Origin of the sequence: Blautia massiliensis (ex Durand et al. 2017) (genome assembly GCF_051861785.1) — a bacterium.
Lineage (GTDB): Bacteria > Bacillota > Clostridia > Lachnospirales > Lachnospiraceae > Blautia_A > Blautia_A luti_A.
In genome coordinates this window covers 2846244-2862036 of record NZ_CP146725.1, presented here as the reverse complement: position 1 = coordinate 2862036, position 15793 = coordinate 2846244, and the positions used below count along the sequence as shown (strand labels likewise).

The window sequence follows — 15793 nt, the reverse complement described above, 5'->3', positions numbered from 1 at the left end:
CAGTTATATACATTGTCAGCGGTCTTGTATTACCTTATGTAATATTTCTGATTACAGTTTTCCACCGCTGGTAGCAATACCTTCGATAAACTGTTTCTGGAAGATCATGTAGATCACGATCATCGGAATGCAGGCGATCAGAGATGCAGCCATCAGTTCCGGGAATTTGGATACATACTGGCCCTGCATCTTTGCAAGTGCGGAAGAAAGTACCAGCATATTCTTATCCGTATTAACGATCATCGGCCACATCAGGTCTTTGAATGCGAATACAGCTGTGAAAATTCCAAGTGCGACCATACTGGATCTTGTAAGTGGTGCCATGATGTAAAGGAAGGTCTGCCCGATGTTACATCCGTCAAGTCTGGCAGCCTCCTCCAGATCCTTCGGCAGTCCCATGTATCCCTGTCTCAGAAGGAAAGTACCGAACGCAGTGACAATACCTGGGAATACAAGGGCAAAGATCGTATTCAGCATACCCATCTTGCTGACCATCAGGTACTGCGGGATGATGAAGATCTGTACCGGAACCATCATCTGGAACAGTACAAGACTGAAGCAGAGATCACGGCCCTTGAAGTTCAGTCGTCCAAATGCATAGCCTGCCATAGTTGCTGTAAGAACCGCACACACTACTCGGAAGAAGATCAGAAGCAGTGTATTCTTGTACAGAAGCAGGAAGTTCATGTTATTGATAACAGAAATAAATGCGTCTTTTCTCCATATTTTCGGGAAAATGGTGAAAGGATCTACAGATGTTGCTTCCGTTACAGTTTTAAAAGCTGTCAGGATCATCCAGATAAATGGCACAAGCATCGTTATGGACACAATGATCAGTATGACATGTATTAAAATAGTGGTTAATTTCTTTTTTGTTTCCATACTATCCATGGTTAATCCCCCTTTTTAGTTGTAGAATACCCATTTCTTCTGACCGATCATCTGGAATACTGTCAGGATCATGGTGATAATAAGAAGTACTACTACGATCGTAGCGCCGTATCCCATGTTCTTATTGATAAATGCATATTTATAGAACAGATAAACCAGTGACTGAGTCTTGGTAAGTGCCGGGTTTGACTTGTCAATAACCATATAGATCAGGTCGAATACCTGCAGGGATCCAATTACACGTGTAACAAGTACAAAGAAAATAGTTGGCGACAGAAGCGGAATCGTAATGCTGAAGAATGCATTCACACCTGTAGCTCCGTCAATCTCTGCCGCTTCATAATAATCTCTCGGAATTTCCTGAAGTCCTGCCAGAAAAAGAACCATATTGTAACCGATGATAGACCATACACCGATGATCGCAACGGAAAATACTGCAATTTTCGGATCAGAAACCCAGTTTACATGAACATGGAAAACGTTATTGATAAGACCATAATCAGAGTTGAACAGCCATCTCCATACCATGGCTACCGCTGCCGGAGCTGCTACCATCGGGAGGAAGATGATGGTTCTGTAAACAGAACGGCCCTTCATCTTTCTATTAAGAAGTACTGCAAGAACAAGTGCGATAGCAATGGAAAAAGGAACCTCCACGATCGCATATTTGAATGTGTTGATCAGTGCCTGCCAGATCTCTTTATCTGCAAAAACCTTCTGATAGTTCTGTAAGCCGATAAAGATATTTCCTTTACCAAAATCTCCTGTTTTGAAAAAGCTCTGGTAAATAGTCTGGAAGATCGGAATGATGTTCAATACGATCAATCCGATGGTTGTTGGGAGAATAAACAGCCAGCCCCAGAGGAACTCACTGCGCTCTCTCTTTGTCCGTGCCTGTGACTTGGTAGTTTTAGCCATAAGAATCACTCCTTCTATTCCTTCTATGTATGAGGCCGCTGCACCTGAGTGCGGCGGCCCCTCTCATTACTGCACTTAATTATCGGTGTTTCTTAATGCTTACTCCTCAGCCAGCTTCTCGTTCATCTGATCAGCCATCTGCTTGCAAGCCTCTTCCATTGTGATGTCGCCTGTGTATACGCCCTTAAGGATCTCGTTGTCCTCGTTCTCCCATGTTACAGTAGATTTGGAGTATGGACGGATCTCCATGTCATCCATCATGTTCAGATAAGCCTGAAGGTTGAAGTCTGCGGATTTAGCCCATGCATCAGATGTATCTTTGTATGCACTCATTGTAACACCAAGCTCAGCCTGTTTCTCCTGAGCCTCTTTGGATCCGAGGTACTCGATCAGCTGCCAAGCTTCGTCTGTGTGCTCACCGGAAGCAGATGCTGCCCATCCAAGTCCGTTGTATACGGAAGCTCTTCTGCCTGTCTCAGCGTTCTTAGGAAGCTCTACACAATCACAGTTCGCTGCTGTGTACTCATTCTCTTTAAATGCTGAAATCATCCAAGAGCCCTGGCATGTCATAGCGATCTTACCAGCCTCGAAAAGTACGTCCTCGTTGTTCTCGGACATTGTCTCAAGAGACGGGATCACGCCATCCTTGATCCATCCTTCCAGTGTCTGCATAGCTGCGATCGTTTTCTCATCATCCCAGCCGGATTTTGTCTTGTCATCACTGATGATGTGTCCGCCGTTATCATAGATCAGGTTGTAGTATCCAGCCTGGTTGTTATCATTTCTCATTCCGAGACCATACTGGGAACCGTCATCCTTAGTAAGCTTCTTAGCTGCCTCTGTAACATCATCCCATGTCCAGTCAGCTGTCGGATAATCAAGTCCTGCCTCATCAAATAATGTCTTGTTGTACCAGAGAGCGATGGTATCTACGTCCTTCGGTACTGCATAATATTTGTCATCGTATGTATACAGGCCCCAGATATCCTCCGGATAGTTCTCCGGATCGATCAGATCGCTGTCTTTGATCTTGTCGGTCAGATCAAGAAGCATATCGTTGGACATGTATCTCTCACTCTCATTGGAGTGCATCCAGAATACGTCCGGAAGGGAACCACCCTGTGCACCGGCCTCAAGCATTGTCCAGTACTCATCCCATTTAACAACGGAGATCTCTGTCTTGATTCCTGTCTTCTCTGTGAAGTCTGCGAGAATTTCTTTGATTCCCGGCTCCTGGTTGGTGTCCCAGATGGATACGGAAAGTGTAACATCGTCACCTTTTGCATATACCGGAACTGCTGTCATTACCATGGCACCTGTTAATAATAAAGCTGCTACTCTTTTAAAATTCATAACTTCTTCCTCCTTTTAAAGCTTTCTTATTTTCCCTCTTTCTTTGGTCAGTTTTTATATTTTTTCACGTCCCTGACCGTTGATATTATTATAATTGCACATGGAAAAATGATAAATGGATTATTGTAATTTTAACATGGAAAAATGTTGTTTTTTATTCATTTTATCCATTTTTTATTTATACTTCGTTAATTATTCGTCATTTTTACATGTTTTCTTGTATTTCTTACATATTTTTTCATATTTTTCACTATTTATGAGCATATTTTGGCACTCATTTATTTCCTTATAGCAAAACCAACATTTTTACATATCTGTTTTTGTATGTTTTTACTAACTTAGCACATGTATAAATGTCATTTTCCGAAAAATACACTTTCCCTCCCCTAACATAATTCCATGCGTGCCATCATTTTTACATGTGCACGCAAAATTCCATGTTTTTTTATACAGTCCCATAAACCGTGCTGATACTTATCTGCGTTCCCTCTCTTTACACACAATCAAAAACTGTGCTAAGATTAGCTGTATCGGACTTTTCCCATATGGTCCGTTTTTCATTTCTATATTTCTATATAAGGAGGTATTTCTTTATGAATCTTTTAAATGAAGATAATGTCGTTCATGTATTCCTCAACAAACTGGGTGACATCGTGATCGCCAATCTTCTTTTTATTCTCTGCTGCATCCCCGTGATCACCATCGGGCCATCACTGACTGCCATTTATCACTGCATGATGCGTACAGTAAAAGGGAATAACAACGGCACAACGAAAACATTTTTCAGAGCTTTCAAGGAAAACTTCAAACAGTCACTGATCATATGGCTGCTGATCCTTGCTGCCGGAACCATGATCATCCTGAATATCCGCTTTCTGCTCCATGCAGAAGGAAGCGCTGCACATATGCTGTTTTATCTTTCTGTGGGGATTCTGACTCTGCTGATAATTTTTACTTTATACATATTCCCGGTGATCGCAACCTTCGCCAATACACTGGGGGCACTTTGCAGAAATGCATTTCTGCTGGCATTTATGCATTTCCCCACAACGATCGCCATTGCGGTGATCACGATCTTTCCATTGTATATGACATATCTCGATGCAAAGCTGCAGCCACTTTACGCATGCTGCTGGTTTTTCTTTGGATTTGGACTTGTAGCTTTTATAAATTCGATGCTGTTGTATCGATTTTTTAAGAAGCTGCTTCCTCCGGAGGAGGATATTTCGCTTTTGTGATGAAAAGCTTGGGAAAATTGTTATTTATTTAGATATAGTATTTTTAGATATAGTATTTTCGCTTTTCAAAGCGGAGGAAATCTGCGAGGAGGAAAGCACTCGGAGTTAGCGAAGCCCGTTTTTCCCCCTCGCGCTCCCCCTTTCCGGGCACGCTATATTGTCGTACGCTGTGGGAATGTGTTAGTGTATTGGCACGGCGATGTATTCTACGGTATTGATAATGCTGCGCTATGCCGATGTATTGTCAATGTATTGATATCTCAACCCTGCTCTGATGCATTCCTCTGTATCTATATCTCGCCACAACAACTCACCTCCAAGTCGACGGCGAAGCGCCTCGACCCATTCTTTCCCTGCAGGCCACAGGGAAACTCAGCCTTTCGTCCCAGTCATCCAGCGCAGCGCTGATGACCCATCCAACTCCCGGGAAACCACTCTGCTTCTCACTCTGAACCGAATTCACACCCCACCACTTCTCCCCATCTGATTCCCCTTCCTACCAGCCCCCGACGAAGCCCCGGCGACAGACAGCATACACCTTGCGGGCGTCCATTTCATCTACACTCTTTTCAAAACAACCAATCCCTCATTCTCACCAAGAATCACATCCCGGCCACCATTCAGCACATCACCCTCAGTCTCACCAAGGCCAACACACCTCCACTGCCCCTCAGGCAAACGCACACTTCTGGCAACCTCCCCCTGCTTCCAAACAGGCGCCACCAGCAAATCCTCGCCAACCATAAACTGATCCATCACCCTCTCCATCCCCTGTCCAGGGAAAACAAACTCCATGGAACGAACGATCGGCTCACCAGTAACTTTCGCACACTCTACAGCCTTCAAAATCTCCGGCAGACACTTCTCTCTGAGAGCCAGTGCATCCTTAACCTTCTGAAAATCCGCCTCAGGCAGCACTCTCCAAGGAGAAGCCGAAAACTGCATCACCGGCATCAAAGCCGCAATCTGCGCATACCGCACAAACATCTCCGGCGTACACGCATTCTCATTTCCATTCAAAAAACAGGTATACTCACCACCACCGATCATATCCGGGCTGCCAAAAGGATGCCCCGTAAGCCCCTGTATCAACGTATCCGGAATCAATCCCGCAATACCACTCTCATCCCACTTCGTCTGCTTATCACAAAGCCTCTGCATCAGAGAATAACCACCGGCCCTGAAACATACCCTCAGCTCATTAAACACAAACTGTTCCCCAAACTCAGCCCAAAGCCTGGACAGCTCATCCGTAGAAGCATCCCGGAACAGCTTATCCCCGGCATGATAATAACACGGATCCCCAGTATCCAGTTTAAAACCATCCACCCCCATATCCATCAGAACATCCAGCTGATCCTTCAGCCACTTCAAAGCATCCGGATTCGTCAGATCCAGAGCCGCAGAATACCCGTTCCACCACTCCAGGATACGAGGTTTCCCCTCCGGAGTCTCAATCAGAAAATGCTTATCCCTGGCCTTCCGAAACTCCAGCGTATCCGGAGTAACAAACGGACAGATCCACAACATCACAGAAAAGCCCATCTCATGCAATTCTTTGATCATCGCCTTCGCATCCTTGAAATTATCTCCCCTGAACTGCCACCTTCCATAATAAGGAGACCAGCCATCATCGATCATCAGAACACCTGATGGAAAACCATTTTCCAGAATACCTTTTGCATATTTCAGGATATTCTCCTGGGTCTGATAATAGGTAAGTTCAATCCAGGAATTATATACCGATGCTTTGAAAAATCTGTCTGAAAGTTTGATCTCATGAAATGGAAAATGCGCTTTCATGGCTGCCAGGTATGCACCTCTCAGATCATTGAAGCCGTTTTCCAGAACGATAGATTCCGGACCTTCCGCCAGGATCTCACCTTTTTGAAAAGAGATATGAAAACCTGCGTTGCTCCAGATGTAACGGCCTTTCGAGGAAAGGAATAATGGCATGATCTGATTGTGGGTTGGGTTTTCGCGGAAATCCCAGTCCACAATGTCGTCTGCGCCTACGGGCTGGCGGTAGCCTTCGTAGACTGCGCCGCCATACCAGAATTCGTTTTTTAATATAGTTGTTTTCATATCAAAACTCCTTTCTGCTATATATGAATTTATGTTTTTTTGTTTAAATGTTAAGGTTATTTTTTTTGTATTGATGTAAATTTATTAGCTTTTCGAAGCTAAGGAAATTGCGAGGGGGAAAGCACTCGGAGTTAGCGAAGCCCGTTTTTCCCCCTCGCGCTCCCCCTTTCCGGGCACGCAGTTGTTGTACGTTGTGGGAATGTGTTTGTGTACTGGTGGGGCGATGGATTCTACGGTGTTGGTGATGTAACGTTGAGACGATTTGTTCTTATTACCTGTAACTTCCTTCCGGTCAATTGCTTACTCCTTCCGGCTGGAAGTAACAGCTGGCAAGGCGTGTGCTGTCTGACGACGGCTCTGCAGGAGGGGTGCTGATTCTTGGCTGGTGGAAATCTGCGTTGTTTTTCAAAAGTTCGCTGTTTGAGCGCAGCGAGTTCGGACTTTTGGAAAACGCTTTTAGCAGATTTTCAGCGGCTTAGAAGCCAGCCCCCGACGAAGCCTCGGCGTCAGACAGCACACGCCTTGCCAGCGTCCGCATATCCACCCCACCCTCTCCGAATCCCTTCCACTTCAGCCCTTGCCCTTCCCACCCCCATATTGTATAATCACCTCATACAACATCCCACCCCATTTTGTGACCCAAAATTGCGTTTTTGTTGCATAACCCAAGAAACCAGGAGGCCCACCTAAATGAAAAACACACACCAGGAACCCAAAACCCAACACACCCTCTCCGTCTACTTCTGCGGCCAGGAAGACTGCGGCCCGAACCACTCCTTCGGCCCGGCCATGCGCCCACACTACCTTCTCCACGTGATCTTCCACGGCAAAGGCATCTACCAGTGCAGCGGCCACACCTACCATCTGAAAGCAGGCGATGCCTTTCTCATCCGCCCCATGGACTCCATCTACTACCGCGCCGACACATCCTACCCCTGGAGCTATGCCTGGGCGGGCTTTGACGGCTCCGCCTGCAAAGAAATCCTGAAACAAACCGTATTTTCCGACACCCCCATCTTCACCCCGGAAACACCCTCCCGGCAAAACAGCCTCCTCACCCACATGCAAAGCCTACTTGACACCTTTTCCGAAAACAACGGAAACGACCTTGCCTCCACAGGAAACCTCCTCCTGATACTATCCGACATGCAAAAAAAGCCCTCCGAAAGCAGGACCGACATCTCAAACCTGTACTTTCAGAAAGCCTCCGAATACATCAGAAACAACTATGCCTACCCCATCCAGATCTCAGACGTGGCACACTACGTAGGAATCGACCGTTCCTATCTTTACCGAATCTTCATGGAACATGAAAACACCTCCCCAAAACAATATCTCCTGAAACACCGCCTCCAGATGGCAACCCAGCTTCTCTGCTCCTCCTCCTGCACCATCACAGAAGCAGCTCTCTCCTGCGGCTTCCGGGACGCTCCCTCCTTCTGCAACTACTTCCGCCAGGGAACCGGCTACACCCCAAAGGAATTCCGCAAAGCCTACAGCGGAACCATCTACCCCTGACCAGACACCCGCACTCCGTCCTTTACCAGCCGGTCGGAAGATGATAGCTCCTAATCGCAGTTATAACAGCAGACCGAAACAATTCCATAACAGCCAAAAAAGACGGAAACCATCCCGCAGACTTTGCAAACGATCTCCGTCTTTTATTTTTTTCCTGAAAAGAAATGCTTGATAAACACATACAAAACAATAATAAAAGCAAACACATAGCCAAAAGCCCCCAGAGCCGGAATCCCCCACAGCTTCGGCTTCATATCTGTAGTACAGATAATACTGGAACTGATCAGAAGCGCCATCACCCACAGCCCCATCACAATATTCCGCACCAGCCGCCGTAAAAGCCACGCCAGATCATCCGAGGCATGAAGATCCAGATTGATCTTTGTCTGCCCCTTCATACAGCCCTGAAGGAAATCCGCCGCCAGAGAAGGAATATCCACTGCACGTTTCAGGGACCAGGCAAGATTTTTTCCTTCTTTTTTGATCTCACGCTTCCAGTTCCCATTGCTGAACAGCTGCTCCTTGAGCCTTGCCGCAGCAATCTGTGTCATATTGATGTCCGGACAGATCTCAGCCAGAACCCCCTCCACATGGGTCAGTCCTCTTGCAAGCATAGTCAGTCCGTGAGGCATCATGATCTTATTCTCCTTCATGACTTCCATCAGATCCACCATAACTTCTGCCACATCAATGTTCCCCATATCCGCAGTACCATATTTCTCCATAAGTCCGCGGATATCCTCATAAAGCTTGCTGGAATCCGGTTTGCCTTTAAACTCCCCAAGAGCCAGAACTGCATCCTGGATCTTGCCGATGTTGTTCATGGCAACCCCTTCAATAGCTTCTGCAATCAGCTGACGATCGTGCTCTGTAAGCCGCCCCATCATTCCCATATCGATCCAGACAATCTTTCCATCCTGGATCCGCACGTTTCCCGGATGGGGATCCGCATGGAAAAAGCCATCCTCCATCACCTGTTTGATGAAATTATCCACATATTTCGTTCCGACCTCATTAAGATCATAACCATTGGCCAGAAGATCCGCCTTGTCATTGACCGCAAAACCGTCAATATATTCCATCACAAGAACATGCGGCGAAATATACTCACGGTAGAGGATCGGTACTTTAACGAAAGCCACATCTTTGTTCTTTTTTGCAAATTTCGCCATATTTGCAGCTTCCGTCAGGAAATTCATCTCCTCCTGGGTCACAGTCCACAGTTCACTTAAAACCATGTTCAGATCCACCATGCCCTTAATGCTCACCGGCGGCATCAGGCGCACTGCTTTATGCATCAGGCCGATATCCCTGGCCATGGTCTCATAGATTCCCTTTCGCTGAACCTTGATCACAACCTCTTCACCTGTTTTCAGCGTGGCCCGATGCACCTGGGCAATCGATGCTGCTCCCAGAGGTTTCTGCTCAATATGCTGAAATTCCTCCTGCCATGGACATCCCATGGATTCCTCAAGAACCTCGATCACCTGGGAAAACGGCATTGGCGGCACATCCGAGCAGAGTTTCATCAGCTCATCGCAGTATCGTTTCGGCAGAATATCGGAACGCAAAGACATGATCTGGCCCAACTTAATATAAGTTGGGCCCAGATCTTCCAGTATGAGCCGGAGCTTCTCAGGAGAAACACCACGGGTAATGGCATGCTTTTTCAAAACGACTGTAATCTCTCTCAGCCGCTCTCCATATCCGCCTTTCTCTTTTTTCTCCTTTTCTTCTCTGCCCATAAACTTCTCCATTTACTGCTTCGTCTGCGTTGTCGTTTAGTCAGACGGATATTTGCGATCCGCAGTCGGTTACTCTGCTGCCTGTTCTTCGCTCCCGGTATCTTCTGCATTTTCTGTTTCCGCAGAAGCTTCCTGTACAGCTTCCTCTGCCGGTTCTTCTGCTGTCTCGGCTTTCTCCTCAGCAGCCTCGGCCTGCATGCGCTCGATCTGCGCCTTCACAGCAGCCAGTTGCTCCGGTGTCAGCCTGGAAATCGTTGCCTTCAGTTCTTCCTGATCATTCTTTCTGGCTGCAGATTCCTTTACAGAATCAGCAGCTGTCTTAACCGTTGATTTGATGTTATGCTTCAGCTCCTGATTAAGAACCTTACCCTGTTCAACCGTAAGCTCACCCTTTTTTACCAGTTCATCCAGGATTTCTTTGGATTTCTCTGCTGTCACTGCTGCTGTACCAATACCTACAAGTAAAATTTTCTTCAGTCCTTCACCTAATTCCATAATATTTTCTCCTTTCCTGAAACCGGCAGCTGCCGGACCATCACACCACAGTCCGACACCAGACCCTATCCTGAAACAAAAGCTTCCTGTTCCTGTCATATTCCCAGAAAAGCAAGTCCCTTGGGAACAAAAATGATCAGTCCGACGATCGCTGCCATGATTGCTGCGATCAGTACTGCTCCGGCCGCTGTGTCCTTGGCGATCTTTGCCAGTGGGTGACGTTCCTCTGTGACCAGATCCACAACAGCTTCCACTGCCGTATTCACCAGCTCCAGCGCCATCACCATTCCGAACAGCCCCAGGCAGATGCACCACTCTGTCACGGAAATCCCAAGGATCAGTCCTGCGATCACCACAAGCGCTGCCACCATACAGTGGATCTTCATATTTCTTTCCTTGTGGATGCAGGTAAAAATCCCCTGAAACGCATATCCGAAGCTTTTATACAGCGGATCCTTCTTTCTGCCTGCCATGTTCCTCACCTGATTTCCTGTTTGAATTATTCCCGCCAACGGGAAGTATGGGATTATTATAACAAGTTTGTAGTAATATTTCCAGTATTCCGGAAAATTTATGAATATTTAAGGAGTATATGTGGTTATTCACGGACAACTGTTCAAGCGGATAAAAGCATCCGCATTCAGTTAAACCACACATACTCCTGATCCTGTTGCATATTCTGTAAAATTTCCGGATATCCTGAATTATTTTTCCGGATATATATACAGATGTCACATATTATTCCACATTTTTCAGTGCTTCATCCATGGGCACATGACGGATTCTCCGGAATTCCAGCACTGCTACCACTGCATAGGCCGCGATTCCGATCGCTGTCATTTTCACATAGATCATGGGATCCACCCACATGGTGATCCATCCCGAAATACTGGAAAGCATCATCTCGCGGAACAGCACTTCCATGATCTGCCGTTCAACCGGAAGGCTTAACAGCAGGCAGAACACCACCACAAGTGATGTGGAAAGTATATACAAACGGCTGATCTCACCATTTGTATAGCCCAGGATCTTGGTCATGGAAATCGACTGGGCATTTTTTTCGATGATGACCTTGGAAAGCAGATAGATCACCACCAGGAAAATGATCACAGAAAATCCATACATCATTCCCATCATATCTCCCATGGAGACATCCAGCTGCCTGGATATTTTTGTAAGAGCTTCCAGATCAATGACAGAGCCGATATATTTTGAAGGGATATCCCTGATCTCTGTATCAGAGAAATATCCTCCAAAATAATCATCTCCAAGATCAAACGCCTCATTCAGTTTATCTCTTTCCATAAATACACAAAGGCTTGCCGCATAATCATAGATTCCATCTACTTTAAAGGAATACTCATCCTTCTCGTATTTTTCCTTCAAAGTTATGGTATCGCCCTCCTTGATCCGGAATTTATCTGCATAAGCACTGGAAATATAAACACCCTCTCCCGAAAGATCTGCACGGATATACTTGCTATCCGGCTCCACACCATAGAGAGTGATCTCCTCACTTTTATATTTACCAGGCATGGTATTCAGGGAATATGTAGAAAATTTTTCCGCATCCTTATTATCTGTTCTGGTATCCATATAATATTCCATAAGAGAACTCATGGCATCCGCTTTATTTCCTGAATAGGCACTTGCCGGAACCGAAAGCATGTACTGATATTTCGCCAGCATATTTTCCTGGATCTCAAGCTGATAATGATCCAGCGCAGACGGAAGAAGCATTCCGAAAAACAGCAGCAGATTTGCGAAAACAACTCCCACAAACAGCACCAGATAACTGCTGACATTCTGAAAGATCACCCGGAGGCGAAACCTGGAAAAAATTCCTATCTTCGGGCTTAAATACACTGCACGTTTCTGTTTTTTACCGGAAAAATCCCTTCGCAGGAGCTTCAGAGGCGAAAGCTGCAGGCGGTACCTGAGCACCGCATGATCGATCAGTATCATAATAATGACCGGAACTACGGTTGTCAGAAGAAAGGCATCTGCATTCCATACGGTCACATAAGTCGGCAGACTATAGCTCCCGTAATACATGTCTGCACATACACCCTTAAATACGGTATATCCAAGAATATTTCCGATCAGGGCACCGGCCAGCGTGACCAGAACCGGAAGCGTCATATAATGAAGGATCAGCTCCCGTCTGGTATAACCGGATGCACGTAACGTACCGATAACACCGGCTTCCTTCCGGATCGTATTGCTGATGGTAATTCCAAACACAAAAGCCATGATCACGATCACAATATAAAGAAGCGTGATGACCATTGCCCTGTCTCCGCCCATATCATCACCGGTGAAAATGATCGCCTGGTTAAGATAACGTGGGACAAAGGTTTCCAGAGCTGCCACTTTGCCAATGTCTTCCATGAGATTTTCGGAAACCTTCTTCTCCTCTTTTTCGTTCTTTGGCTGATGATCATATATCCATGCATAATTGTACCGGAGCTTTTCCTGATCCAGGTTTTCAAATTCCTCCGGAGTTACGATCGCCACACCAAACTTTACAGAATCAAACATGGAATCATTATTATTCTGAAACAGGGCACTGTAATCCGAAAGTGCCACCAGACCTGTGATCTTCCAGGATTTTTCACCTCTGATCAGGGTATCTCCTACCTTAAGACTGTTGTTATCCGCATACATACGGTCAATGGCGATCTCACCCTGCCCTGACGGCATTTCTCCCTTCATCAGGCAGACCTTATTCACCTTCTCACGGTTTTTAAAAAAACGCATGGTGCTTCCGTTATCCAGATCTTCTTCTATATAGTAGTTCTCATAAAGCTTAACACCGGCAGCTTCAATATCCTTCCACTGAGAACTGTAAATCTTTTCCGCAGTACGGAAATTTCCGTTTTCGATGTTATATTTATCAAAGCTCCCATTATAAGCCTTCAGCATACTTCCATCGGCTACCAGAAAGCCGGACACAAACCCGATGGTCAGTACCATCAGCAGGAAAACCACCAGATATTTTCCAAATTCCCCCTTCAGTTCCCTGGGGATACGTTTACGTAAAGGATTCTTCATCATGCCCCCTTACCATTCCAAGTCAGCAGCCGGAATCTTCTGCTCATTCTGATAGTTTCTGCGGATCATCCCGTCACGAAGCTTTACCACACGGTCTGCCATATCCTTGATGGCATCGTTATGAGTAACCATGACTATAGTATTTCCGTATTTGTGATTGACTGTTTCGATCAGCTTCAGGATTTCCTTGGAGGTGTTGTAGTCCAGAGCGCCGGTAGGCTCATCACAAAGCAGGATATCCGGATTTTTTACAATGGCACGTCCAATAGCAGTTCTCTGCTGCTGACCTCCCGAAAGCTGGTTCGGAAGCTTCCGCTGATGTTCATAAAGTCCCAGTGTCTCCAGCAGTTCATCCACATCCATCGGTCTGTCACTTAAATAAGCACCAACTTCAATATTCTCCCTCACAGTCAGATTGGGGATCAGATTATACATCTGAAAAATATATCCCAGATGTTTTCTGCGGTAGAGGGAAAGCTTCTTTTCATTCATATCCTCCAGCTGTTCTCCCTGAATGGTAATGCTTCCTGCATCTGCTCCGTCAATGCCGCCAATAATGTTTAGCAGCGTGGATTTCCCGGAACCGGACGGCCCCAGAAGCACACAAAATTCTCCCTTTTCAATCTCAAGATCGATCCCCTTCAGAACATCTACATGGCTCTCTCCTGCCCCGAAGGATTTTTTGATTCCTTTTATCTCCAGAAACATAAACCTCTCCTTCCATTCCTATACATTTCTTCTTTATATATGAATACACATATATGTTAGTCTGGACTTACTCTTTTGTCAAGAAGCAGACTTATTTTCGTATTTTTTCCATATATCTATATGCGCTGTACCGGTCCGGCTCTTGCCAAAAGCCGTCAAAACGTATATAATGTGGGAGTATCTGTATATTTTTAACCAAATAATCTTATTTTTAAAGGAGTGAATATTGAAAGTGGACCCCAGCGACACTTACCAGATAATCATATTACTTATTCTGCTGGCATTGTCAGCCTTTTTCTCATCTAACGAAACCGCGCTGATGTCGGTAAACAAGATCCGTCTCCGCTCTCTTGCAGACGAAGGAAACAAGCGTGCCTCCATGGCTCTCGATATCCTGGAGAACCAGACACCCAAGCTTCTCAGTGCGATTCTCATCGGAAACAACATTGTGAACATTTCGGCTTCTTCCCTTGCAACCACACTTGCATACAGCTTTGGCGGCTATATGGTCAGCATCGTGACGGTGATCCTGACGGTTCTGATCCTGATCTTCGGTGAGATCACCCCCAAGAACTACGCAACCATTAACTCTGAAAAGATCACCCTCCGCTATATCCCGGTCTTTAAATTTCTTATGACCATCATGACACCGGTGATCTTCATCATCAATCTCTTTTCAAGAGGTGTGATGCGCCTGATGCGTGTGGATCCGGATGCAGCCAGCAAGGCCATGACCGAGGAGGAGCTTCGTACTATCGTGGACGTCAGCCATGAAGACGGTGTCATTGAATCCGACGAAAAAGAAATGATCTACAATGTGTTTGATCTTGGAGATGCCACAGCCAAGGATATCATGGTTCCAAGAGTACATGTTACCTTTGCGGATGTGGAATCCACCTATGATGAACTGATCGATATTTTCCGCGAGGATAAGTTCACGCGTCTGCCGGTTTATAAGGACAGCCAGAACAACATTGTGGGAATCATCAACATGAAGGATCTTCTTCTTTACGACAAAAATGAGGAATTTGTTATCGATCATTTCCTCCGGAAGCCGCATTTCACTTACGAAACAAAAAGCATTTCCGATCTTCTTGTGGAAATGAAGGACTCCACCTTCAACATTGCCATTGTACTGGATGAATACGGTGATATGGCCGGACTGATCACACTGGAGGATATCCTGGAGGAGATCGTGGGTGAGATCCATGACGAATACGATGAGAAGGAGGACGAGCTTGTCCAGAAGATTTCCGACCGGGAATATATCATCGAAGGTTCCATGCATCTGGATGACGTAAATGATCATCTGGATACGGAACTGGATTCCGAGGATTATGATTCCCTGGGTGGATTTATCATCGAACATCTGGATCGTCTGCCTGTTGCCGGTGACGAAGTGATCACAGAGGACGGAATCCGTCTGATCGTAGAAAAGCTGGATAAAAACCGTATCGAGAAAGTGCATGTCTACCTTCCGGAAAAAGATCCTGAAACACCGGAAAATACCGAATCCTGAGTAAGCAGGCTCCAGCTCCGTAACAAGAAACAGCTGATGTACCGAAAAAATATTTAATACTTAATATCATTCATATCGGAACTGTTATCGGAATCCCGGCTCCCCCGTTGAGTCATCAGGATTTTTGATTGACAGTTCCGATATTTTATATTATAATGATAGAAAATTTTTACCCATATTTACTAAATGCAATGACAGGGAGTAGTACACAGTCTCCGGATGCACAGAGAGAAGATGGCCGGTGAGAATCTTCGTGACTGAACTGTGGA

General features: G+C 45.7%; 12 protein-coding genes and 1 other annotated feature (1 of these 13 running past the window's edge). Of the genes, 3 read left to right on the top strand and 9 right to left on the bottom strand.

The genetic code is table 11. From position 1 onward, the window contains the following. Positions 1-51: 51 nt before the first annotated feature. From V9W66_RS13380 to V9W66_RS13370, 3 genes are all read right to left on the bottom strand, one after another. Complete coding sequence (locus V9W66_RS13380; protein ID WP_144096199.1) at positions 52-891, bottom strand: carbohydrate ABC transporter permease; 840 nt, start codon at positions 889-891, stop codon at positions 52-54. A gap of 15 nt (positions 892-906) precedes the next feature. After that, positions 907-1809: a carbohydrate ABC transporter permease gene (locus tag V9W66_RS13375; RefSeq protein ID WP_144096201.1), complete on the bottom strand. Its 903-nt coding sequence runs from the start codon at positions 1807-1809 to the stop codon at positions 907-909. 99 nt (positions 1810-1908) lie between these two features. Then, entirely contained in the window at positions 1909-3162 is a 1254-nt protein-coding gene (locus tag V9W66_RS13370; RefSeq protein ID WP_144096203.1) for an ABC transporter substrate-binding protein, read from the bottom strand. Positions 3163-3755: 593 nt separating this feature from the next. Between V9W66_RS13370 and V9W66_RS13365 the strand changes: the two genes are divergently transcribed. Continuing rightward, positions 3756-4400, top strand: coding sequence for a YesL family protein (locus tag V9W66_RS13365; protein WP_144096205.1), 645 nt, complete (start codon positions 3756-3758; stop codon positions 4398-4400). Between the two features lie 558 nt (positions 4401-4958). On the opposite strand, the gene V9W66_RS13360 is transcribed toward V9W66_RS13365, so the two are convergent. After that, the gene (locus tag V9W66_RS13360; protein ID WP_144096207.1) at positions 4959-6485 is read right to left on the bottom strand and encodes a glycoside hydrolase family 31 protein; all 1527 of its coding nucleotides are present in this window, start codon (positions 6483-6485) and stop codon (positions 4959-4961) included. Between the two features lie 690 nt (positions 6486-7175). On the opposite strand from V9W66_RS13360, the gene V9W66_RS13355 reads away from it, so the two are divergent. Next, positions 7176-8003 (top strand): AraC family transcriptional regulator, encoded by an 828-nt coding sequence (locus V9W66_RS13355; RefSeq protein ID WP_144096209.1) that lies wholly within the window; start codon positions 7176-7178, stop codon positions 8001-8003. 143 nt (positions 8004-8146) lie between these two features. On the opposite strand, the gene V9W66_RS13350 is transcribed toward V9W66_RS13355, so the two are convergent. The 5 genes from V9W66_RS13350 to V9W66_RS13330 form a co-directional block, all read right to left on the bottom strand. Next, entirely contained in the window at positions 8147-9748 is a 1602-nt protein-coding gene (locus V9W66_RS13350) for an ABC1 kinase family protein (protein WP_144096211.1), read from the bottom strand. Between the two features lie 69 nt (positions 9749-9817). Continuing rightward, positions 9818-10243, bottom strand: a complete 426-nt coding sequence (locus tag V9W66_RS13345) for a hypothetical protein (protein ID WP_180211336.1) — start codon at positions 10241-10243, stop codon at positions 9818-9820. Between the two features lie 95 nt (positions 10244-10338). Next, on the bottom strand, positions 10339-10716 hold the full coding sequence (locus V9W66_RS13340; protein WP_144096213.1) for a diacylglycerol kinase family protein: 378 nt from the start codon (positions 10714-10716) through the stop codon (positions 10339-10341). 265 nt (positions 10717-10981) lie between these two features. Beyond that, entirely contained in the window at positions 10982-13297 is a 2316-nt protein-coding gene (locus tag V9W66_RS13335) for an ABC transporter permease (protein WP_144096238.1), read from the bottom strand. Between the two features lie 9 nt (positions 13298-13306). Further along, entirely contained in the window at positions 13307-14005 is a 699-nt protein-coding gene (locus tag V9W66_RS13330; RefSeq protein WP_144096215.1) for an ABC transporter ATP-binding protein, read from the bottom strand. A gap of 232 nt (positions 14006-14237) precedes the next feature. On the opposite strand from V9W66_RS13330, the gene V9W66_RS13325 reads away from it, so the two are divergent. After that, on the top strand, positions 14238-15524 hold the full coding sequence (locus V9W66_RS13325) for an HlyC/CorC family transporter (protein WP_144096240.1): 1287 nt from the start codon (positions 14238-14240) through the stop codon (positions 15522-15524). Positions 15525-15706: 182 nt separating this feature from the next. After that, positions 15707-15793 (top strand) — a binding site (T-box leader) (it continues 155 nt past the right edge of the window).